Source organism: Halomonas koreensis (assembly GCF_031451675.1).
GTDB lineage: Bacteria > Pseudomonadota > Gammaproteobacteria > Pseudomonadales > Halomonadaceae > Halomonas > Halomonas koreensis.
In genome coordinates this window covers 257,437-277,924 of the sequence record NZ_JARWAK010000004.1, presented here as the reverse complement: position 1 = coordinate 277,924, position 20,488 = coordinate 257,437, and the positions used below count along the sequence as shown (strand labels likewise).

Here is a 20,488-nt window from a genome sequence, read left to right as displayed (position 1 = left end):
CCCTCTTCCCTCTTCCCTCTTCCCTCTTCCCTCTTCCCTCTTCCCTCTTCCCTCTTCCCTCTTCCCTCTTCCCTCTTCCCTCTTCCCTCTTCCCTCTTCCCTCGCCCCTCGCCCCTCGCCCCTCGCCCCTCGCCCCTCGCCCCTCGCCCCTCGCCCCTCGCCCCTCGCCCCTCGCCCCTCGCCCCTTGGCAGTATGTGTTCCACGTGAAACACTCCCGCCATTCGCCACGCCTGCTGGAGCCCGCCATGCCACATGCCGACAAGCTCGTCATCCTCGACCGCGACGGGGTCATCAACCGGGACTCAGACGACTACGTGAAGTCGCTCGACGAGTTCCTGCCCTACCCCCAGGCCATCGACGCCATCACTCGGCTGTCTAGGGCCGGATGGACGGTGGCGGTGGCCACCAACCAGTCGGGCATCGCCCGGGGCTATTACGACGAGTCGACACTCGCCGCCATGCATGACCGGCTGCGCTCACTGGTCGGACAGGCCGGCGGCGAGCTCGCACGGATCGTCCACTGCCCGCACGGCCCCGACGACGGCTGCGACTGTCGCAAGCCCCTGCCGGGGCTGCTGACGCGGCTGCGTGACGAGCTGGGGCTGGCGACCCTCGAGGGGAGCTGGATGGTCGGCGACAGCCTGCGCGACCTGGAGGCCGGCGAGGCCGTGGGCTGCCGGCCGGCGCTGGTCCGCACGGGCAAGGGCGAGCGTACCCTGGCCAAGCATCCGGCGCTGGCGGAGGATGGTCATACGCGAGTCTTCGTCGACCTGGCCGCCTTCGTCGACTGGCTGCTCGAGGGGCAGCCATAAGGCTGCGAGGTGCGAGGTGCGAGGTGCGAGGTGCGAGGTGCGAGGTGCGAGGTGCGAGGTGCGAGGTGCGAGGTGCGAGGTGCGAGGTGCGAGGTGCGAGGTGCGAGTGGACAGCATGTAACGCATCGAAAAAAGCGCAACCCGAAGCCTTGGCCTCGGGCCTAGCCTATCGCTGGACTCGTGACTGCCCCACTCCGCCACCCGGCCTCTCTAGCGACCTCGAGAGCCCGCTGACCGGACTTGCGCCGACCTTCGCTGCTCCTCTGCTCGATGGATGATCAAGGAGGAAGCTCTTTAGCTGGCTCCAAAAGACACCGCCCCACGGCATCTGCCATGGGGCGGTTTTTCTTACGGCTTAAAGCTTAGGGCTTATGGCTCCGGGCGCAGCCCGGATTAGATGTCCAGGTTCGCCGCCAGGGCGTTACGCTCGATGAAGTCGCGGCGCGGCTCCACCTCGTCGCCCATCAGGGTGTTGAACATCATGTCGGCGGCCACGGCGTCCTCGATCGACACCCGCATCAGGCGACGGGTGTTGGGATCCATGGTGGTCTCCCACAGCTGCTCCGGGTTCATCTCGCCCAGGCCCTTGTAGCGCTGGATGGAGAGCCCGCGCTGAGCCTCCTGCATCAGCCACTCCAGGGCGTCGTAGAAGCTGTCGACCGACTTCTGGCGCTCCCCACGGGCCACGAAGGCGCCTGCCTCGAGCAGGTTGTCCAGGGTCTCGCCGAGCCCGGAGATGGCCCGGTAGTCGGCGCTGGTGAAGAAGTCGACGCCCCACACGTAGTCGCTGGTCACGCCGTGGGCGACCAGGGTCACCGCCGGCAGGAAGAAGCCCCGCTCGGTGTCCTCCTCCAGGCGGAAGGTGTAGCGCGGCCCGCCCTCGTAGGCGACCAGGGAGTCCATCTCGGCCTGCAGGAAATCGATCCACTTCTGCATGGTGACCCGATCGCCGAGGCTCGCCTCGCCCTCGAGCCGCGCGGCGTGCACGATCTTGCGCAACACCACGTCCGGGTAGACGCGGGACAGGCGGTCGATGCGGCGCATCACGTCCCGGTACTGGTCGACCAGCGCCTGCAGCTGCTCGCCGGCGATGCCCGGCGCGTCGGCGTTGACGTGGAGCCGCGCCCCGTCGAGGGCGGTGGTGGTCAGGTAGTCGGTCAACGCCTGCTCGTCCTTGAGGTAGAGCTCCTGCTTGCCGCGCTTGATCTTGTACAGCGGCGGCTGGGCGATGAAGACGTGGCCGCGCTCGATCAGCTGCGACATCTGGCGGAAGAAGAAGGTCAGCAGCAGGGTGCGGATGTGAGAGCCGTCGACGTCGGCGTCGGTCATGATGATGATCGAGTGGTAGCGCAGCTTGTCGGGATTGAACTCCTCCCGGCCGATGCCGCAGCCCAGGGCGGTGATCAGGGTCCCCACCTCCGCCGAGGACAGCATCTTGTCGAAGCGTGCCTTCTCCACGTTGAGGATCTTGCCCTTGAGCGGCAGGATCGCCTGGGTGCGCCGCTCGCGCCCCTGCTTGGCGCTGCCGCCGGCCGAGTCGCCCTCGACCAGGAACAGCTCGGACAGGCTGGGGTCCTTCTCCTGGCAGTCGGCCAGCTTGCCGGGCAGGCCGGCGATGTCCAGGGCGCCCTTGCGGCGCGTCATGTCGCGGGCCTTGCGCGCCGCCTCCCGCGCCCGGGCCGCGTCCAGCATCTTGTTGACGATGGCCTTGGCCTCGTTGGGCTTCTCGACCAGGTAGTCGGCGAACAGCCGTCCCAGCTCCTGCTCCACCGCCGTCTTGACCTCCGAGGAGACCAGCTTGTCCTTGGTCTGGGAGGAGAACTTGGGATCCGGCACCTTGACCGAGATGATCGCCGTCAGGCCCTCCCGGGCATCGTCGCCCGAGGTGTTGACCTTGGACTTCTTGAGCAGGCCCTCGGCGTCGATGTAGTGGTTGAGGGTCCGCGTCAGCGAGGCGCGGAAGCCTGCCAGGTGAGTCCCGCCGTCGCGCTGGGGGATGTTGTTGGTGTAGCAGAAGATGTTCTCGGCGAAGGTGTCGTTCCACTGCATGGCCACCTCGACCCCCACGCCGTCCTCGCGTTCGACGTTGAAGTGGAACACCGGATTGAGCACCGTCTTGTTGGTGTTCAGGTGGTCGACGAAGGCCTTGAGGCCGCCCTCGTAGTGGAAGAGCTCCTCCTTGCCGGTACGCTCGTCGATCAGGCGGATGGCGACGCCGGAGTTGAGGAAGGACAGCTCGCGCAGCCGCTTGGCCAGGACATCGTAATGGAACTCGATGTTGTGGAAGGTCTCGGAGGACGGCCGGAAGTGCACCCGGCTGCCGGACTGCTCGGTCTTGCCCACCACGTCGAGGGGGGCGGCGGGCACGCCATGATGGTAGACCTGCTCGTGCACCAGGCCGTTGCGCCAGATGGTCAGCTTGAGCTCCTCGGACAGGGCGTTGACCACCGAGACGCCGACGCCGTGAAGACCGCCGGACACCTTGTAGGAGTTGTCGTCGAACTTGCCGCCGGCGTGCAGCACCGTCATGATCACCTCGGCCGCCGACACGCCCTCTTCCTCGTGGACGTCGGTGGGAATCCCGCGACCGTTGTCGCTCACGGTGATCGACTCGTCGGGGTGGATGACCACCCGGATCTCGCTGCAGTAACCGGCCAGGGCTTCATCGATGGAGTTGTCCACCAGCTCGAACACCATGTGGTGCAGGCCTGTCCCATCGTCGGTATCGCCGATGTACATGCCGGGCCGCTTGCGTACCGCATCCAGGCCCTTGAGGACCTTGATGCTCGATGAGTCGTAAGCCTGTTCGCTCATTGACTACTCCGTCATGAAGTCTGTCTGTCCGTTGGCAGCAGCTGCCCCTGCCCCGATTCGGCCTGTTTCACGTGAAACATCGCCACCGGCGTTTGCGCGCTCCACGGGCCGGCCAGGGCCTCCGGGTCGACACTGGTAATGAATGCCTGGCAGCGCATCGCTTCCAGCCAGGCGCAGAAGATGCGGCGATGGTCGCTGTCCAGCTCGGCGGGAAGGTCATCGATCAGGTAGACGCAGGATCGGCCGGTGGCCTGTTCCAGCAGGCGCCCCTGGGCCAGCTTCATGGCGCTCACCACCAGCTTCTGCTGCCCCCGCGACAGCACCTCGATGGCCGGCCGACGATCCAGGCGAATCCCCAGATCGGCCCGCTGCGGTCCCTGCTGGGTGAAGCCCATCTGGCGATCGGTATCCCGCCCCTGGCGCAGCACCTCGCCCAGGGAGCGCTTGCGGTCCCAGCCCCGGGCATAGCGCAACTCGAGGCCGGGAAGCTCGATCAAGCCTGCCAGGGTCTCGGCGAAGACCGGCTGGAAGGCCGCCATCCACTCCCGGCGCAGCGCGTCCAGCTGCTCGCCCCACTGCACCAACTCCTGCTCCCAGGCATCCAGTGAAGCATCGCTCATTCTACCATGCCTGAGCAGGGCATTCCGATGCTTGAGCGCGCGCCGATAGCGGCGCCAGGCGCCCAGGAAGTCGCGTTTCACGTGAAACACGCCCCAGTCCAGGAACTCTCGGCGACCGGCGGGCGCGCCCTCCAGGAGACGGAAGGCATCGGGGTTGATCAGTTGGAGGGGCAGCACCTCGACCAGCCGCGAGACCCGGTCCAGCCGCTCGCCGGCCAGGCGCAGCTCGAGCTCGTCGGCCTCCCGGCGACGGCGCACGCCGAGGGACACCGGCGGCTCGCCGGCCAGGCGCCCGTGCAGGGTCAGCGCCTCGCCGTCATGGCGAATGGCGTGACGCAGCTGGCGGGTCCGGAAGGAGCGCCCCATGCCGAGCACATGGATGCCCTCCAGCAGGCTGGTCTTGCCGCTGCCGTTGGCGCCCGTGAAGAGGTTGATGCGCGGCCCGGGCTCCAGCTCCAGGGCCTGCAGGTTGCGCAGGCCCTGGAACGCGAGGCGATCGAGGGGCATGGACGGCGCCGGCCGTCAGAGGCGCATGGGCATGACGACGTAGAGGGCGTCGCCGCCACCCGGCTCTTCCATCAAGGCGCTGCTGTTGGGGTCGGCCAGGGTCATCTGGACCCGATCCTCGTCGAGCACGTTGAGGACATCGACCAGGTAGCCGACGTTGAAGCCGATCTCCATGGCCGGGCCGGCATACTCGATGCCGACGTTTTCCTCGGCCTCCTCCTGCTCGGGGTTGTTGGCCATGACCCGCAGGTTGCCCTCCTCCAGGTTGAGCCGCACGCCGCGGTACTTCTCGTTGGAGAGGATGGCGGTACGCGACAGCACCTGGCGAAGCTCGGCGCGATCGGCGATGAAGATCTTGTCGCCGCCGCGGGGCACCACACGCTCGTAGTCGGGGAACTTGCCGTCCACCAGCTTGGAGGTGAAGGTGAAGTCGCCGGTATGGGCGCGGATATGGGTGGCGCCGAGGGTCAGGCTGACCGGATCCTCGCCGTCGTCCAGCAGGCGCACCAGCTCGAGCACGCCCTTGCGGGGCACGATCAGCTTCTGGGCCGGCTCGACCTGGATCTCGGCCGGCCGCGAGCACATCGCCAGGCGATGGCCGTCGGTAGCCACCGAGCGCACCAGGTTGCTGCCGAACTCCAGCAGCATGCCGTTGAGGTAGTAGCGCACGTCCTGCTGCGCCATGGCGAAGGAGGTGGCGTCGATCAGCTGCTTGAGGGTGCCCCGGGGCAGGCTCAGCTCGACGCTGCTCTGGCCGTCCTCGATGCTCGGGAACTCGGCCACCGGCAGGGTCGAGAGGGTGAAGCGCGACCGCCCGCTGCGCAGCACGGCTCGCCCATCTTCCAGGGAGAGCTGGAGCTCCGACTGGTCCGGCAGCGACTTGCAGATGTCCATCAGCTTGCGCGCCGGCACGGTGATGCCGCCCGGCTCGTCCACCTGGCTGGCCACGGTGCGCCCGATCAGCTCGACCTCGAGGTCGGTGCCGGTCAGCGCGACCTGGTCCTGCTCGACCTGGATCAGCACGTTCGACAGTACCGGCAGGGTCTGGCGGCGCTCCACCACACCGGCGACCAGCGCCAGGGGGCGCAGCAGCGCTTCACGGGAGATGGAAAATTTCATGTCGTCTCCAACTTCTCTTGTCCTGGAGGGTATTGAGGCCGGCGACCCGACCGGTCGATCGTTCAACGGGGAATCAGCTGGTCAGAAGCCGCAGCAGATTCTTGTAGTCCTCGCGGATGTCCGCGCTCTCTTCCTGAAGCGCCTGCACCTTGCGGCAGGCATGCAGCACCGTGGTGTGGTCGCGGCCGCCGAAGGCGTCGCCGATCTCCGGCAGGCTGTGGTTGGTCAGCTCCTTGGCCAGCGCCATGGCGACCTGACGCGGCCGCGCCACCGAACGCGAGCGACGCTTGGAAAGCAGGTCGGCCAGCTTGATCTTGTAGTACTCGGCCACGGTGCGCTGGATGTTGTCGACGCCGACCTGCTTGTCCTGGAGGGCCAGCAGGTCCTTCAGCGACTCGCGGATGAAATCCTGGGTAATCGACTTGCCCATGAAGTGCGAATCGGCGATGACCTTCTTCAGCGCGCCCTCCAGCTCGCGGACGTTGGAGCGGATCTTCTGGGCGATGAAGAAGGCGGCATCGTGAGGCAGGTCGACCTTGGCCTGGTCGGCCTTCTTCATCAGGATCGCCACCCGGGTCTCGAGCTCCGGGGGCTCGATGGCCACCGTCAGCCCCCAGCCGAACCGGGACTTTAGCCGCTCCTCCACCCCGCTGATTTCCTTGGGATAACGGTCCGAGGTCAGGATCATCTGCTGGCCGCCCTCGAGCAGGGCGTTGAAGGTGTGGAAGAACTCCTCCTGGGAGCGCTCCTTGCCGGCGAAGAACTGGATGTCGTCGATCAGCAGCGCATCGACGCTGCGGTAGAAGCGCTTGAAGTCGTTGATGGCGTTGAGCTGCAACGCCTTGACCATGTCGGCGACGAAGCGTTCGGAGTGCAGGTAGACCACCCGGGCATTCTCGCGCCGTCCGGCCAGGGCGTTGCCCACGGCGTGCATCAGGTGGGTCTTGCCCAGGCCCACGCCCCCGTAGAGGAACAGCGGGTTATAGGCGCCGCCGGGATTCTCCGAGACCTGGCGCGAGGCGGCCCGAGCCAGCTGGTTGGACTTGCCCTCGACGAAGGTCTCGAAGGTGAAGTTGGGATTGAGGCCGCTGTTGTGCTTGAGGCTGCCCTCCACCTGGACCTGGCGCTCGCCGCCGGGACGGCGCGGCGGCTCGGGCTCCTCGACGGCCTGCTCGATCTCGCTCTCGTCGGCGACATCGCCCCGCGGCGGCGTGTGCACGGCGGGGGCTCGCGGCGCCGCGGAGACCGGGTCCCCCAGCTCGCGGGGCTGGGGGGCGGGGGCCGCGGCCCGGCGGCTGCCCACCGTCAGCACCACCTTGGGCGGCTTGGCGGGGGCCAGCTCGCGCATGAGCTCGCTGATGCGCTTGGCGTACTTGTCGCTGACCCAGTCGCGCACGAAGCGGTTGGGAGCCAGCAGCCGCAACTGGTTGGACTCCCCCTCCTCCGCCTGAAGCGGACGAATCCAGGTGTTGAACTGCTGGGAGCTCAGTTCGTCCTGCAGGGTATCCAGACACTGTTGCCAGAGAGCGAGCGACACGCGACCTCACCATTCGATTGAAGAACGACCGGGCATTGTATCGTCCTGCCGCCGGGTTATCCACATGAACCCCTGCCCCCGGATGCGCTGTGGAAAACCGGGCGGCCAGGGTGCGGACAAGCTGCCGGGATTTCGGGGATACCCCTCGGCATGTGGACAAGCGCCTCATTCATGCACCGTCCGTCCACCGCTCCTCCGACGCTCGTCCGCCACTTGCCCACAGCGATATAAAAATCGCAACATCCTGATCTGTGGATACTATATCGAATTATCCACACCATTCGTCCCCAATAGTAATAACAAGGCACTACAAACCTATAAAATTCGTAATAACGATTGGACCGCTTTCCACCGGTGGACGCCTGCCCGCGCTCGAAGGTCGCGCCGAGCCCTCCGCAAGCGCTCGGCGCACGATTGCGTCCCCGGAAAAATTGCGCCGAGGCCCCGCAATCACTACAATTTCCGGTCCTGAGCCGAATCTACCCGGATTCCCCACCGGAACCCGGGCGCCTCTGAATCGCCGATTTGTTCCAAAAACCACGTGGGAATAACGAGTTATGAAACGCACCTTTCAACCCAGCGTCCTCAAGCGCAAGCGCGCTCACGGCTTCCGTGCTCGCATGGCCACCAAGAACGGTCGTGCCGTCCTGGCGCGTCGTCGCGCCAAGGGCCGCAAGCGCCTGAGCGCCTGATCGCGGACCGCGCGTGTCCAGTCAGGGCTTTCCCCGGCAGCTGCGACTGCTGACTGCCGGGGACTACCGGCGCGTCTTCGAAACGGCCGCCTACAAGGTCCACGGCAAGGGGCTGATGGCCCTGGCCTCTCCCAATACCCTGGGATATCCCCGCCTCGGCCTGATCTTCAGCAAGAAGAACGTGCGGCGAGCCGTCGACCGCAACCGCCTCAAGCGCCTCGCGCGCGAGTCCATCCGTCATCGCCAGCACCGGTTACCCGCTGTGGATATCGTGCTGCTCGCCAGGCGCGGCGTGCACGAGCTGGACAACGCGACCGTCCATCGCCAGCTGCATGGCATGTGGCGGCGCCTGGAACGCGAAGCGACCAGGGCGGCAAAGGCCCGCGCCTCCGACACCCCCGCGGCAGATCGCCGATGAGGCACTGCCGGCAGCGACCGGAGCCTGCATGCGCATGACCCGGCCAGACGCCTCCCCGCTTGACGTCGCGGCATCCAGCCCCGACGCTCGACACACGCACGCTAGCCTGCCCCCGGCAGGCTTTCGCGTATGTCGGGTGCGCGTCAGGCATCGCGCCATCGGATTGTTCACCACCCATCGGGCAGATCCCTCATGGACGTAAAACGACTTCTCCTACTGGTTCCCCTGGCGATCCTCGCCTACCTGATCGTCGTGCAGTGGAACCAGGATTACGGCCAGGTGGCCACCGCGCCCCAGGCTCCGGGCATCACGAGCGAGACGCAGCCGGCCCCCGGCGACGGCGGCGCCGACGATCTCTCGGTGCCCGCCGAGCGCCCGGCCGCCGACGATATGGCCGGCACCATCCCCGGCGAAGCGCCGGCCGGCAACAGCCGTGACCTGGTGGCCGTCGCCACCGATGTCCTGGACGTGCGCATCGACCCGCAGGGCGGCGATATCGTCTACGCCGCCCTGCCCCGGCACAAGTTCGCCCTCGACTCCGGCGAGCCCTTCGTGCTGCTGTCCGACAACAGCCGGCGCAGCTATGTGGCCCGCTCCGGGCTCCAGCTGGAGGGGCACCAGGGGCGCATCACCTTCACCCCGGAACAGACCGAGTATCGCCTGAACGAGGGCGACGGCTCGCTGGAGGTGGACCTGCATGCCTCCGTCAACGACGTCGACATCATCAAGCGCTTCGCCTTCGCGCGTGACAGCTATGCCGTGGACGTCAGCTACCACCTGAACAACCGGGGCGAGACGCCGGTGACCGCGCGCTTCATCGGCCAGCTGGTCCGGGACGACAGCAGCGACCCCTCCAGCGGTCCCAAGATGGGCATGCGTTCCTTCCTCGGCGCCGCCTACTCCTCGCCGGAGACCCGCTACGAGAAGGTCGACTTCGAGGACATCAAGGAAGGCAACTTCGAGAACCGCGACGTCGAGGGCGGCTGGGTCGCCATGATCCAGCACTACTTCACCTCGGCCTGGGCCCCGCCCCAGGACCAGCAGAACCTCTACTACGCCACCACCGACTCCCGGGGCCGCAACGTGGCGGCCTTCGCCGGGGCCACCGAGCGCCTGGACGCCGACGGCGCGGCGACCCTGGCGGCGACGCTCTACATGGGGCCCAAGGTGCAGGATCGCCTGGAGGCGGTCGCCCCGCACCTGGAGCTGACCGTCGACTTCGGCTGGCTGTGGTTCATCGCCAACCCGCTGTTCTGGCTGCTCGATCACATCCATGACCTGATCGGCAACTGGGGCTGGTCGATCGTCATCCTGACCCTGCTGGTCAAGGCGGCCCTGCTGCCGCTGTCCGCCAAGGCCTACAAGTCCATGGCGCGCATGCGCAAGCTGGGACCGGAGATGCAGCGCCTGAAGGAGCAGTACGGCGACGATCGCCAGAAGATGTCCCAGGAGATGATGAAGTTCTACCAGAAGGAGAAGATCAATCCTCTGGGCGGCTGTCTGCCGATCCTGGTCCAGATGCCGGTGTTCATCGCCCTGTACTGGATGCTCCTGGAGTCCGTGGAACTGCGCCACGCGCCCTTCATGTTCTGGATCCAGGACCTGTCGGTGAAGGACCCCTACTTCGTCCTGCCGATCCTGATGGGCGCCTCGATGTTCGTGCAGCAGCTGCTCAACCCGACGCCTCCGGATCCGACCCAGGCGAAGATCATGAAGATGCTGCCGATCGTCTTCACCTTCTTCTTCCTGTGGTTCCCGGCCGGCCTGGTGATCTACTGGGTGGTGAACAACATCACCTCCATCGCCCAGCAGTACTTCATCACCCGCAAGATCGAGGCCGACCCGGATATCGGCAAGGGCATGAAGACCAAGTAGGGGCCCGCCCCTCGCCGCTCCAGACCCCCGCCCCGGCGGGGGTCTGGCGTTTCAGGCCCGCCCCGCGGACAATATCGCCATTCCACGGCATGGCCCCGTCGCCTCATCCAAGGAGTCACCCGATGGCCGAGCGCCTCTACCCCCAGGACACCATCGCCGCCCTGGCCACCCCGCCGGGTCGAGGCGGGGTGGGCATCATTCGCGTCTCGGGACCCGCCTGCCGGCGGCTCGCCGAGCCGCTGCTGGGGGAGTGCCCGCCCCCCCGTCAGGCCCACTATGGCCCCTTCCGCGGCCGCGACGGGATGATCGACGAGGGCATCGCCCTGTTCTTCGAGGGCCCCCACTCCTTCACCGGCGAGGACGTCCTGGAGCTCCAGGGACACGGCGGCCCGGTGATCATGGATCTGCTGCTGGAGCGCTGCGTACAGCTGGGGGCCCGCCTTGCCCGCCCCGGGGAGTTCTCCGAGCGCGCCTTCCTCAACGACAAGCTGGACCTGGCCCAGGCCGAGGCGATCGCCGACCTGATCGAGGCCAGCTCCCGCGGCGCCGCCGAGAACGCCCTGCGTTCGCTGCAGGGCGAGTTCTCGCGGCGGGTCGAGGCGCTCGTCCAGCGGCTGATCGAGCTGCGCATGTACGTCGAGGCGGCCATCGACTTTCCCGAGGAGGAGATCGACTTCCTGGCCGACGGCCACGTGGCCGACCAGCTGGCCACGATCCGCGGCGAGCTGGCCGAGGTGCGCGCGGCCGCGGCTCAGGGGGCGCTGATGCGCGAGGGCATGAGCGTGGTCATCGCCGGGCGCCCCAATGCCGGCAAGTCCAGCCTGCTCAATGCCCTCACCGAGCAGGACACCGCCATCGTCACCGATATCGAGGGCACCACCCGGGACGTGCTGCGCGAGCACATCCATCTGGACGGCATGCCCCTGCACGTCATCGACACGGCCGGCCTGCGCGATACGCCGGACGCGGTGGAGCGCATCGGCGTGGCCCGGGCCTGGGAGGAGATCGAGCGGGCCGACCGGGTGCTGCTGATGGTGGATGCCGCCACCACCGAGGCGGTGGACCCGATGGCCATCTGGCCAGCCTTCGTCGAGCGCCTGGCCGACCCCGGCCGACTGACCCTGGTGCGCAACAAGGTGGATGCCAGCCAGGAATCGCCGGGGCTCGACCCGGCCGGCGCCACCCCGGTGGTGCGGCTGTCGGCCAAGACCGGCGAGGGGCTGGAGAGCCTCAAGGAGCACCTCAAGGCGGTGATGGGCTATTCCGCCACCACCGAGGGACGCTTCTCGGCCCGGCGACGTCACCTGGACGCCCTGGATCGCGCCGGGACGGCCCTGGAGGCCGGCGAGCGCCAGCTGGCCGGCTTCGGTGCCGGCGAGCTGCTCGCCGAGGATCTGCGCGAGGCTCAGCAGGCGCTGGGCGAGATCACCGGGGAGTTCAGCGCCGACGACCTGCTCGGCGAGATCTTCGGCAGCTTCTGCATCGGCAAGTAGCCTTCCCGCGCCCGGGGTCGCCGCACGCTCCCGGGCACCTGCCTTCCCATCCCCCGAGGCATCGAGGATCGATGCGCCACGGCCCGTCGACGCCGATTATCGCGCCTCGCCATGGCAGCGGGGCGCTATCGCCTTGCGCCTCGGCTGCGTGCGCGGCAGTAGCGGGGCCTGCATGCCCCTACCCCCGGCGAACGCTCGGACAGCAGGTACATACGTAACTTCCTTTTTATTACGTAAAACGATCGCCGTTACGCCGCAAGGGCATAGCGACGCTGCGGGGAGGCGCCGGGGTGCGGCCGGGCCCGCGGGCCCGGCCGGAAAGAGGCGATCAGCGTTGAGCGATGGGCGTCAGAGTGATCTCGACGCGGCGGTTCTGGGCGCGGCCGGCCTCGGTCTGGTTGCTCGCCACCGGCTGGTTCTCGCCGTAGCCGCTCATGTAGAGGCGGTTCGAGGCGACCCCGGTGCGGGCCAGGTAGTCACCGACGGCCTGAGCACGACGCTCGGAGAGTCGCTGGTTGTAGGCGGCGTCTCCCGTGCTGTCGGTATGGCCGGCGATATTGACGCGGGTCTCGGGATACTGGGTCAGCACCGAGGAGACATCGTTCAGGGCGTTACGCGCCTGCATGGTCAGATCGCTGGAATCGAAGCCGAAGGTCACGCTGCTGGGCATGTTGAGGATGATGTCGTTGCCCTGGCGCTCCACGCCGATGCCGGTGCCCTCCATGCTCTGGCGGAGCTGCTGCTCCTGCTTGTCCATGTAGGCCCCGATGCCACCGCCGGCGGCCGCGCCCACGGCCGCGCCGATCAGGGCGCGATCGCGCCGGCTGGTGCTGCCATCGCCGCTGAGGGCCCCCGCCGCGGCACCGACCACGGCGCCGATGGCGGCCCCGGTCCCGGTCTTGCTGCGCTCGGTCTGGCCCGAATAGGGATCGGTGGTGGTGCAGCCGACCAGCAGGGCGGCGGCGGCGAGCGGGGCGATCATGCGAACGGTCTTGGTCATGGGTTCGTCGACTCCAGTTGACGAGTGCATTCCATCTAGCCCGTCTCGTCGATCAGGGCCAGCAACTCGTTCAAGAATAGTAGACCGCGGGGCGATGCTTGAAGCCGCTCCGCATCTTCCACCAGAAGTCCTTTTTTCCGCGCCTCGACCAGGCGCTGCAGCAGTTCCGCCGGTGGCCGCCCGGTGTGAGCCTGCCAGCTGGCCATCGGCACCCCCTCCACGAGGCGCAGCGCGTTCATGGCGAACTCCAGCGGCAGCTCCTCCGTCGGCACCAGCATCCGCCCGGCCACGAAGCCGCGGGGATCCCGGCGGCGACGCAGGTAGGCCTCGGGTTGCCGCGTCTTCCAGCGTCGCTCGATGCTCAGCCCTTGCTCGGCAGGCTGGCTGAGCTTGCCGTGGGCGCCGGCACCGATGCCCAGGTAGTCGCCGAAGCGCCAGTAGTTGAGGTTGTGTCGCGAGCGCCGTCCGGGGCGGGCGTAGGCCGAGATCTCGTAGCGGCCGAGACCGGCCGCCTCGAGCCGCTCGTGGCCCAGGTCCTGGATATCCCAGAGCACCTCTTCCCGGGGCAGGGCCGGCGGGTCCGAGTGGAAGGCGGTGTTGGGCTCGAGGGTGAGCTGGTACCAGGACAGGTGCTCCGGGCCCAGGGCGAGGGCCCGGTCCAGGTCGGCGAGGGCCAGCTCGGGCGTCTGCCCCGGCAGGCCGTGCATCAGGTCCAGGTTGAGGTTGTCGAACCCCGCCTCGCGAGCCTCCGCCACGGCGGCCAGGGCATCGTCGCCGGAGTGGATGCGGCCCAGCGCCTCCAGCTGCGGGGTCTGGAAGCTCTGCACGCCGATCGACAGTCGGTTGATGCCGGCCCGGCGATAGCCCGCGAAGCGACCGCGCTCCAGGGTCCCCGGATTGGCCTCGAGGGTGATCTCGATATCCCGGGCCAGGGGCAGGCGGGCCGCCAGGGCCTCCAGCAGGCGAGCGTAAAAGTCGGCGGACATCAGGCTGGGCGTGCCGCCGCCGATGAAGACACTGACCAGTTCGCGCCCCGCCGCCAGCGGCAGGTCGGCATCGAGATCGCCGATCAGCGCCTGCAGATAGTTGTCTTCCGGCAGCGAGGCCCCGCCGCCCACGCCGTGCGAGTTGAAGTCGCAGTAGGGGCACTTGCGCACGCACCAGGGCACATGCACATAGAGGGCCAGGGGCGGCCGTCGCGGCGCGCTCATGACAGCGGCCGGGCCTCGAGCCCGGCGAGCAGCTCGTTCAGGGCCCGCCCCCGGTGACTCAGGCGGTTCTTGTCCTCGGCGGGCAGCTCGGCGGCCGAGACGCCGCGTTCGGGCACCCAGAAGAGCGGGTCATAGCCGAAACCGCCCTCGCCGCGCGACGCCGTCAGGATGGCGCCTTCCCAGCAGGCCTGCACGATCAGGGGGACGGGATCCTCGGCATGGCGCAGCAGGACCAGCACGCACCAGTAGCGGGCGGTGCGCTGCCCGGCGGGAACGTCCGACAGCGCCTCCAGCAGCCGGGCATTGTTGCGCGCGTCGCTGCGGGGCTGGCCGGCGAAGCGGGCCGAGTAGATGCCCGGCCGTCCCTGCAGGGCATCCACGGCCAGGCCGGAATCGTCGGCCAGTGCCGGCAGGCCGCTGACGCGGCTGGCCTCCCGGGCCTTGAGCAGGGCGTTCTCCACGAAGGTCAGGCCGGTTTCCTCGACCTCGTCGACCGCAAAATCGGCCTGGGAGCGAACCGTCATGCCCAGCGGCGTCAGCAGTGCGCCGAGTTCGCGCAGCTTGCCGGCATTGCCGCTGGCCAGCACCAGTGTCGTCGTCATATTACCTCTCGTCGAAGTGTGAGGGGGGTGTGGAGCCGGGGCGCGATGAATGGAAAATCGACAGGGCCCGACACGCGACCGCGGGCATGCCGAGAATGAAATTCGTCATGCACGATCGAGCAGAAGCATGATGTCACAATACTTTCACAATAATAGGCTCCTGATTTATATGCGTTTATAAGGGCATATAAAGCAACCATGCTGTGCATAAACGTGCATATAACCAAACGTTAGTTACGCGATGTTACATAGTAGTCGACACTGAAACCCGGACTCGGTATCAGGGCGGCCGAGGCCAGCGGTACGGGGCACTTTGCTACTTCGAGGAGATGAGGGTCATGGCAGAGGACAACCTCCTGATCCAGCTGGTCACGGAATCGAACCCCCAGTCCCAGCTGTTCGCGGACTACCTGCATCAACAGCTGGAATGCCCGGTGACCATACTGTCACCCGAGGCCGCCTGTAAGCCCGCCGACTCGGAACGGCCGCTCTTCCTGCTGGATATCGATCACCTCGGCGACTCGGCCCTTCAGGCATGGCAGCGGCGGGCCGCCGAACAGCCCCACTGCGCCCTGGCCGCCTTCAACCTGCGGGACGAGGACCATGCCGTCGAGATCCTGGCCAGCATGCACCTCCAGGGCGTCTTCTACCGGGACGACGACCTGCCCCTGATCTGCAAGGGCCTGGGGCTCCTCCTCGAGGGCCAGCTATGGATGTCACGCACCCTCATGGCCCGCATGCTGACATTCTACCGGCGACACCAGCTGAATGCCTATCGTCCGGCCTGCGGGCTGACGCAGCGCGAACTGGAGATCATCGGCCTGCTGGGGTCCGGCGCCTCGAACATGGAGATTGCCGATCGGCTCTTCGTCAGCGAGCATACGGTCAAGTCGCACCTCTATAACATCTTCAAGAAGATCGACGTTCACAACCGCATGCAGGCGGTCAACTGGGCTCGGCAAAACCTGGGCGTTCCCCCGCCTTTTCCTGAACGAAAACCCGACAATTAATAGTTCCCTGAGATGAAGAAAATCATGCAATGGCGCGGCGGCAAGATGCTAGTTTTCCTCCTGTAGGACCGCATCGAACATTGTATTTTCCATGGCATTCATGGATAAAAATCATCAGGGAATCGACATGGCCATCAACGATAGAACCCTCATCGTCGACCTGCTCGAGGAAACCATCGAAGCGAGTCTTCCATGCATGGGTGGAGGCATGGAAAGCTGCTCGACACTGGGAAGGGCGTGGCAGCTGATGAAGAAGCATGAATTCGATGTCGGCGTCATGATCATGGACACGCCTTCCCTGAATCAGCTTCATGACATCGAAACGCTGATCAATGAGTTCGCGACCCGGTGGATCGCCCTGACCACCGCTAATACCCAGGAATCCTCGCCGGCGTGCCGCATCATTGCCCGGCTGTTCTTCGGCTACCATGTGCTCCCCGTGACTCCCGAGGCAATCGAGGACGAAATCCATCGGATAGCGGCCCTCGCCCGGCTGGAACGTCGAGAAGACGACATCCCCGACGACCCGGTGCACCGTGAGTGCCACATGGTCGGCACCAGCTCGATCATGAAGCGCCTCTATCGCACCATCCACAAGGTGGCCGCCGTCGATGCTCCGGTCTTCATTCAGGGAGAATCCGGCACGGGAAAGGAGCTCACGGCTCGCGCCATCCACCAGGGCTCCGCCAGGGCGCACCGCCCCTTCAGTGCCGTCAACTGTGGCGCCTTGCCGACGAACCTGATCCAGTCCGAACTGTTCGGTCACGAGAAGGGCGCCTTCACCGGGGCCAGCCAGCGCAAGATCGGCATCATCGAGGGCACCAAGGGCGGCACCCTGTTCCTCGACGAGATCGGCGATCTTCCCCTCGAGTTACAGGTAAACCTGCTCCGTTTCCTGGAGAACCGGACCATCCAGAGGGTCGGCAGCCATCAGGACATTGCGGTGGACGTGCGCGTCCTCGCCGCGACCCATGTCGACCTGGAGAAGGCCGTCGAGGACGGCAAATTCCGGGAAGACCTCTTTCACCGCCTGAATGTACTCCAGATCAGGATGCCCCCCCTGAGGGACAGGGGAGAGGACATCGAGATTCTCGCCCGGTATTTCTTCGATGCCTTCTCCTGCGAAAAGTCCACCCAGGTGAAGGGGTTCACCCGCGAAAGCCTGACGATGATGAGGCTATACGACTGGCCGGGAAACATCCGCGAGCTTATCAATCGCGTCCGGCGTGCCATGGTCATGTGCGAGCATGCGCTGATCAGGCCCGCCGACCTGGGGCTGGAGCGCCGCTCCTCCCGGTCTCGATACGCCGACAGCCTGGAAGAGGCTCGGGACATGGCCGAACGCAGCGTCGTCATGGCCGCCCTGGCGCGCAATACCTTCAATGTTCAGCATGCCGCCAAGGAACTGGGCATTTCTCGGGTCACCCTCTATAGGCTCATGGAAAAGCACGGCATTCAACGCCGACACCCCGAGGGGGACGGGGCATCCGGGGGCGCCGACAGCCTGCATGCTTCCAAGGTCATCCGCTTTTCCGGACGCTGAGGCGCATCGCGCTCCGCCGGTGCCATGAGCATGAAGAACGCCGGGGCTTTTAACGATCATTCTCACCCAGAGGAGGTAACCAAAAGCTCACGCGCTACGCCGTTGGCATGGCGAGTTTGGGCTACGCTGATTCTCGAGGCTTGGCAAGGGCCTCCCAGCCTCCTGAGCACTCAGGAGCCTATCCAAAGGGATCAAGGGGCATACCAATGAAATGTCACTACAAGAGCCTGGTGCTGGCAAGTGCTCTCGCGCCTGTCGCGGTATCCGGCCAGGCATTCGCCCAGTCGTCCGACGACGATACCCTCACCCCCGTCGGGCAGCAGCCTCCCCCTCAACGAGAGGCGCCGGAAATCCAGGCCATTCCGGATATCGGGGGGGTGCTGACGCCCAAGGGGCGCCTGGTCATCGAGCCGGAATTCCAGTACTCGCATGCCAGCGTCAACCGGCTGACCTTCCGCGGGGTGGAGATCCTCAACACCCTGCAGATCGGGGTCCTGGCGGCGGAGGACATCGATCGCGATACCTATACGGCCTCCGTCACCGGTCGCCTGGGCGTGACCGACCGACTCGAGCTGGAGCTCAAGGTACCCTACCTCTACCGGGACGACTCCCAGATCGCGACCGTCGACGTGGACCAGGAGAACCAGTTCGACGTGCCCAACAACCGCGACGGGAACGGCCTGGGCGATATCGAGGCGGCCCTGCACTACCAGATCAACACCCCGCCCCCCGGCTCGCCGTACTTCGTCGGCAACCTGCGCTACAAGTCCACCACCGGGGAAGGCCCCTTCGACGTCGACCGCGACAGCGACGGCATCGAGCAGGAGCTGCCCACCGGCTCCGGCTTCCACTCCATCGAGCCCAGCCTGACGATGCTGCTGCCCTCGGCGCCGGCGGTCTACTTCGCCAACATCGGCTACCTATTCAACCTGGAGGACGACGTCGGCGAGCGGGTGGGCGACTTCGTGATCGACGAGGTGGATCCTGGCGATGCGGTGCGCATCAGCCTGGGCATGGCGTATTCCATCAACCCGCGGTCCTCGTTCACGCTGGGCTACAAGAACGACTTCATCGAGGAGACGGATACGACCTTCACCGACCTCGACAACGGCAACACCACCACCCAGGGTTCCCGGAGCCTCAACGTGGGCTCCATGCTGCTCGGCTGGTCTTACCAGTTCAATCAGGACTCGGCCCTGAACCTCAACCTGGAGTTCGGCATCACCGAAGACGCGCCGGACACGACCCTGACCCTGCGCATGCCGATCGGCCTCAATGTCTTCTAGGACACGGCGGGGAGCGGGCAAAGGAAAGGCTGCCGTCTGGCAGCCTTTTCCTTGGTACTTGTACTTGCGCCCTCAGCGCGGCAGGCCGATCAGGGAATTGACGATCCTGTCCCGCTGCCTGGCCGCGCGAAGGCTGCCTATGTTGTTGATATGCACGCTGATGTCGATGGTGTTGTCCACCACCTGACCATTGGCGTTGGTGGCCAGGGTGCTGACGATGGCGTCGCGGGTGACGCGATGCAGCGCGGCGATCATGCCACCGCCCCGGCCGTTGGCCACCACGCCCGAGAAGTCGGCCAGCCCCGACAGATCGAGCCCTGCGCCGTTGATGCTCGCGGCGCCGAGCGACTGCCCCGGCCCGACCAGGGCGGCGGCGGGACCGCTGGGCTGGAGGTCCGTCAGTTGGCGAGACAGCACCTCGGTACCCGCGCGGGTGAAGGCCACCCGGGTCTCGTAGCGGAGGCGATCGTTGATCATGGTGGTCAGCCGGGCCCCGAAGTTGAGCTCCATGCCGCCCAGGCTGAAGCCGCCGCGCAACTCCTCGAGCCCCGCATCGGCGATGACATGGCCCCGATAGTAGATGTCATGCGTACCCCCCGACAGGATGCCCGGGGGCTCAGGCGTGATATGGCTCACGGCCATGGCGCTCGACGAGGCAAGCAGCGCCATGCCGACCAGAAGGCTAGTGGCCCTCCTCCGGATACCACACCGCGCACACTGGTACGTCTTCATGTCGGTAACTCCCGTTAGATGTTACCTGCCCAGCTCGTGGCGGCCGGGCAATGACAGTAGATAGGAGCCCACGCCGGCTCGCTGCACGCCATCCTCCAGCGGCGAGGCGGGCCTGACCCGCCAGTCGCGTTCGCTGTTGAAGTGGCGTTTCGCCAACTCGACCTCGGACCGAATGCCCAGCACCTTGTTGCTCCACAGGGTCTCGAAGGTCTCCCGCGGCACCACCACGGTGCCGGCCGCGGGATCCCCGACCAGGACATGGCGCGCATCCACGCCCTTTACCACCACGAAGTGCTTGTAGCCGCCGGTATCGACCAGGGTGATGGCCGGCACCCCGATGCGGATGAAGTCGTCCAGGGTGATCTCGAAGCCATCCGAGGGCAGCCCCTGGGCATCGAGATAGCGCTTCATGTCCAGCATGGAGAAGCCGTAGGTCTCGATCTGCTCCCTGTCGCCCTCGCGGATCATGGTCTCGAAGACCTGGGCTTCCGTGGTGGGGCGGTCGTAGTGATGCGTCAGCAGGGTCGCGACCGCCGCGGAGCCGCAGCTGAAGTCGTACTGCTGGCGTACCACGCCTTCCCAACTGATCTCGGCGAGGCTCTTGGCCTCGACCTGGAAGGTGCCGAAGGGGTTGGCGATGGTGACGGGACCCGCCTCGGCCCCGGTGCCGTGCCCCAGCAGCCAGGCGCTCAGGATCACGCCCGATACGCTTACCGCTCGCTTCATGATCGACGCCTCCCGTGGAAGCCTCCGACAAGCCCCCCGCTCGCTCCCGAGGGGGACGACGGGCTAGGGGTTGTTGATATAGATGCTGATGCCGATAGCGTTATTCACGGCATTGGCATTGCCGGTCACGTTGTTGAAGATGCCGGTGCCGCTGTAATGCCCCATGGCGCCGCTCTCGAAGGTGATGTCGCCGGTCACCATGTCGCCGTTGCGGACCCGGAAGCTCGAGCCGCTGGTGGTGGCCTCCATGTCCTGGATGCTCTGCACGTTCACCAGCTCGAACTGGACGCCCTCGCGCCCCCTGGCCGTCTCGAGTTCGCCGACTTCCATGGCCCCGAGCGACGCGAACCCCGCTGATGCCTGAGGGTGCGCCTCGGCCGCCAGGCCGGCCGCGCAGAACGATAGCGCCGCCATTCCCGACAGGAGAATGCCGGCACATCGAATGTAACGCCCTGAAAAGCCTGATCGTTTCATGGTCGTGTCTCCTGAC

18 protein-coding genes are annotated in these 20,488 nt (G+C 66.5%); 8 read left to right on the top strand and 10 right to left on the bottom strand.

Going from position 1 to position 20,488, the window contains the following annotated elements:
* Positions 1-246 precede the first annotated feature (246 nt).
* Entirely contained in the window at positions 247-813 is a 567-nt protein-coding gene (gene gmhB, locus QC818_RS07190; RefSeq protein ID WP_309652164.1) for a D-glycero-beta-D-manno-heptose 1,7-bisphosphate 7-phosphatase, read from the top strand.
* A gap of 393 nt (positions 814-1,206) precedes the next feature.
* Here gmhB and gyrB read toward each other — a convergent pair whose 3' ends face one another.
* The 4 genes from gyrB to dnaA all read right to left on the bottom strand — a co-directional run bounded on the left by gyrB (position 1,207) and on the right by dnaA (position 7,410).
* Entirely contained in the window at positions 1,207-3,627 is a 2,421-nt protein-coding gene (gyrB, locus tag QC818_RS07185) for a DNA topoisomerase (ATP-hydrolyzing) subunit B (RefSeq protein WP_309652163.1), read from the bottom strand.
* Positions 3,628-3,638: 11 nt separating this feature from the next.
* Positions 3,639-4,754 carry a DNA replication/repair protein RecF gene (gene recF, locus QC818_RS07180; RefSeq protein ID WP_309652162.1) on the bottom strand — a complete coding sequence of 372 codons (1,116 nt, stop codon included), beginning with the start codon at positions 4,752-4,754 and terminating at the stop codon, positions 3,639-3,641.
* Positions 4,755-4,769: 15 nt separating this feature from the next.
* Positions 4,770-5,873 (bottom strand): DNA polymerase III subunit beta, encoded by a 1,104-nt coding sequence (dnaN, locus tag QC818_RS07175; RefSeq protein ID WP_309652161.1) that lies wholly within the window; start codon positions 5,871-5,873, stop codon positions 4,770-4,772.
* A gap of 73 nt (positions 5,874-5,946) precedes the next feature.
* A complete protein-coding gene (dnaA, locus tag QC818_RS07170; RefSeq protein WP_309652160.1) occupies positions 5,947-7,410 on the bottom strand; it encodes a chromosomal replication initiator protein DnaA in 1,464 nt (487 codons plus the stop codon).
* 557 nt (positions 7,411-7,967) lie between these two features.
* Between dnaA and rpmH the strand changes: the two genes are divergently transcribed.
* The 4 genes from rpmH (at position 7,968) to mnmE (ending at position 11,888) form a co-directional block, all read left to right on the top strand.
* On the top strand, positions 7,968-8,102 hold the full coding sequence (gene rpmH, locus QC818_RS07165; protein ID WP_008959105.1) for a 50S ribosomal protein L34: 135 nt from the start codon (positions 7,968-7,970) through the stop codon (positions 8,100-8,102).
* Between the two features lie 13 nt (positions 8,103-8,115).
* Positions 8,116-8,520, top strand: coding sequence for a ribonuclease P protein component (rnpA, locus tag QC818_RS07160; RefSeq protein ID WP_309652159.1), 405 nt, complete (start codon positions 8,116-8,118; stop codon positions 8,518-8,520).
* Between the two features lie 192 nt (positions 8,521-8,712).
* A complete protein-coding gene (gene yidC / locus QC818_RS07155; RefSeq protein WP_309652158.1) occupies positions 8,713-10,395 on the top strand; it encodes a membrane protein insertase YidC in 1,683 nt (560 codons plus the stop codon).
* A 122-nt stretch (positions 10,396-10,517) separates the two neighbouring features.
* On the top strand, positions 10,518-11,888 hold the full coding sequence (gene mnmE, locus QC818_RS07150; RefSeq protein WP_309652157.1) for a tRNA uridine-5-carboxymethylaminomethyl(34) synthesis GTPase MnmE: 1,371 nt from the start codon (positions 10,518-10,520) through the stop codon (positions 11,886-11,888).
* A gap of 328 nt (positions 11,889-12,216) precedes the next feature.
* Here the strand turns inward: mnmE and QC818_RS07145 are convergent, their stop codons facing one another.
* From QC818_RS07145 to rdgB, 3 genes are read right to left on the bottom strand one after another with little or no spacing between them, the layout of a single operon-like run.
* Complete coding sequence (locus tag QC818_RS07145) at positions 12,217-12,888, bottom strand: OmpA family protein (protein ID WP_309652156.1); 672 nt, start codon at positions 12,886-12,888, stop codon at positions 12,217-12,219.
* Positions 12,889-12,923: 35 nt separating this feature from the next.
* Positions 12,924-14,099: a radical SAM family heme chaperone HemW gene (gene hemW / locus QC818_RS07140; RefSeq protein ID WP_309652155.1), complete on the bottom strand. Its 1,176-nt coding sequence runs from the start codon at positions 14,097-14,099 to the stop codon at positions 12,924-12,926.
* Complete coding sequence (gene rdgB / locus QC818_RS07135) at positions 14,096-14,701, bottom strand: RdgB/HAM1 family non-canonical purine NTP pyrophosphatase (protein ID WP_309652154.1); 606 nt, start codon at positions 14,699-14,701, stop codon at positions 14,096-14,098. The genes hemW and rdgB overlap by 4 nt, the downstream gene beginning before the upstream one ends.
* A 338-nt stretch (positions 14,702-15,039) precedes the next feature.
* Between rdgB and QC818_RS07130 the strand changes: the two genes are divergently transcribed.
* From QC818_RS07130 to QC818_RS07120, 3 genes are all read left to right on the top strand, one after another.
* Positions 15,040-15,711 (top strand): LuxR C-terminal-related transcriptional regulator, encoded by a 672-nt coding sequence (locus QC818_RS07130; RefSeq protein ID WP_309652153.1) that lies wholly within the window; start codon positions 15,040-15,042, stop codon positions 15,709-15,711.
* Positions 15,712-15,838: 127 nt separating this feature from the next.
* Positions 15,839-17,254, top strand: coding sequence for a sigma-54 interaction domain-containing protein (locus QC818_RS07125; RefSeq protein WP_309652152.1), 1,416 nt, complete (start codon positions 15,839-15,841; stop codon positions 17,252-17,254).
* Between the two features lie 377 nt (positions 17,255-17,631).
* Positions 17,632-18,540 (top strand): transporter, encoded by a 909-nt coding sequence (locus tag QC818_RS07120; RefSeq protein WP_309652151.1) that lies wholly within the window; start codon positions 17,632-17,634, stop codon positions 18,538-18,540.
* A 72-nt stretch (positions 18,541-18,612) separates the two neighbouring features.
* Here the strand turns inward: QC818_RS07120 and QC818_RS07115 are convergent, their stop codons facing one another.
* The 3 genes from QC818_RS07115 to QC818_RS07105 form a co-directional block, all read right to left on the bottom strand.
* Positions 18,613-19,272, bottom strand: coding sequence for a hypothetical protein (locus QC818_RS07115; RefSeq protein ID WP_309652150.1), 660 nt, complete (start codon positions 19,270-19,272; stop codon positions 18,613-18,615).
* A 21-nt stretch (positions 19,273-19,293) separates the two neighbouring features.
* Positions 19,294-19,998 (bottom strand): C39 family peptidase, encoded by a 705-nt coding sequence (locus QC818_RS07110; RefSeq protein WP_309652149.1) that lies wholly within the window; start codon positions 19,996-19,998, stop codon positions 19,294-19,296.
* A gap of 63 nt (positions 19,999-20,061) precedes the next feature.
* Complete coding sequence (locus tag QC818_RS07105) at positions 20,062-20,472, bottom strand: hypothetical protein (protein ID WP_309652148.1); 411 nt, start codon at positions 20,470-20,472, stop codon at positions 20,062-20,064.
* Positions 20,473-20,488 lie beyond the last annotated feature (16 nt).